The 1,660-nt window shown below is 64.2% G+C and carries 2 protein-coding genes; one reads left to right on the forward strand and one right to left on the reverse strand.

The genetic code is table 11. The annotated features are described in order from the left end of the window. Positions 1 to 586: 586 nt before the first annotated feature. Positions 587 to 1,015 carry a LysR family transcriptional regulator gene (locus AB0I41_RS35110; RefSeq protein ID WP_357115768.1) on the reverse strand — a complete coding sequence of 143 codons (429 nt, stop codon included), beginning with the start codon at positions 1,013 to 1,015 and terminating at the stop codon, positions 587 to 589. Between AB0I41_RS35110 and AB0I41_RS35115 the strand changes: the two genes are divergently transcribed. Beyond that, positions 944 to 1,228, forward strand: coding sequence for a hypothetical protein (locus tag AB0I41_RS35115; RefSeq protein ID WP_357115772.1), 285 nt, complete (start codon positions 944 to 946; stop codon positions 1,226 to 1,228). The genes AB0I41_RS35110 and AB0I41_RS35115 overlap by 72 nt on opposite strands. Positions 1,229 to 1,660 lie beyond the last annotated feature (432 nt).

Below are 1,660 nucleotides of genomic sequence, written 5' to 3' on the forward strand. Positions count from 1 at the left end.
ACGACCGACCCCGTAAGATCCACGACTGGAAGAAGCCCTCCGAGATATTCACCGAACTCGTCGAGGCAAATGCTTCCACCGACTGAACTCGCCCGGGCGTCGTGAACCTGGGCTTGCGGATGCGCAAGGCGCTGTCCTTTCGCGAAGCGTGGTTGCTGGCGTTTGACTTTGCACTGCGACCCATTACCATCAGAGGCGGGTATTCCGTGGTATGCGGCAACGTGGCCGGATGATGGCAACGCTGACCGCGCCTCCATCTTTAGAGGCGTGGGGCAGTGCGTGCGAAGACGAGCTTGCTGAAACCCTCCTTCCCCGTATGCGCGTGAAGCAAGGCTCGGTAACCGATTTACATCGGAGCCGATCACGCTTAGGTAGATTTCTATCACAACCTGCTGATGCTCGCTGCCCCCTAAGAGTTGAGCCGCGCACGGTAGAGCGGCGAATTAGGCGTAATGACCGTCTTGAATTTCACTGTGCGTGAAACGTTTGACGCGATCTTCGCTGGTCAGCAAGGTTGTTCTTGCCGAAGACCTTGCCCAGGGCGATCGTGGAGTACACGCTCCGCCGAGCGGTGTTGATGGATGCGCTACTGGTCGCCGTCGAGTTGGTGCTTCCGCCTGGGGTCGTCTGGTTTCCATCCGGCCGGGGGGGCATAGCGGTCGAGTAGTTCGCGGACCTCGTCGGTGCTGAGAGCGGAGAGCAGGGCTTGGCCGCGGGAGGTGGGGCTCATCGGTCGGTTGGGGCGTCCCGGGTGCAGCAGTGGTTCCCCGATGTCGGCCTCGAGTCGCTGGAGTTGCAGGAGCAGGGCGCTGATGTGGATGCCGAGGTGTGTGGCGGCGTTGTTGATGCTGGTGAAGGCGACGAGTTGTTGAAAGCGGCGAAGGCGTAGCCAGCCGTGGCGTTTGCCTTCGACGGCGCGCCGGATGTCGGCGGGTAGGTCGGGGTGCTGCCGGGTGTGGCCGGCTTGGCTGGCTGGCCGCCGGTCGAGGCCGTGAAGGATGGCGAGGCGGCGCACGGTCTCGGCGCTGACGCTGAGTTCGTCAGCGATGTCTGTGCAGCTGCGTTGCCGTGTGTGGAGCTGTTCTCGCAGCCAGTTCGGGTCGACGGGTTGGCTGCGGCGCGTGTTGGCCAGCGGGATGCCGAGGTCGTGGGCGTGCTGGGCGAGGAGTTTGCGGTGGATGCCGGTTTCGGCCTCAATGGTTCGCAGATTCTTGCCGGCCTGGAGTAGTCGTGTTCGAAGAACTCGGCGGTGAGCAGTTCGCTGGCGCGTTCCCGGAGCCGGGCGGCTGGCTGGTGGAGTGTTCTTCCCGTGGGGCCCGCTGGTCGCGGTGCAGATCGAGGTTGAGAACCCTCACGGGGGTTGTAGGTTCTCGCGCGGCTTGTCGTCTGGCGGTGGTCTGGCCAGGGCGTGCGTGCGGTTTGTCGGCCCGATGTCGCCCGATCCTTCTCAAGATCGTGTCGCTTTCTTGGGCGTGGCGATTTGGCCGACCGCAAGCCGGTGTTTGGCGTTGGCGAGGTTCGCGCCGGCGAGCAGGGTGAAGATGTAGCGGCGGGCGGCGTTGAGGTGGCGGGTGGTCTTTCCGGGTGCGCGTCGACGCGGTAGCAGAGTTCTTCCCACTGGCGGCGGTCCATAGCTTCATGCCGCGACGGGCAGGTCGGC

The sequence above is a fragment of the Micromonospora sp. NPDC050200 genome (genome assembly GCF_040656135.1).
GTDB lineage: Bacteria > Actinomycetota > Actinomycetes > Mycobacteriales > Micromonosporaceae > Micromonospora.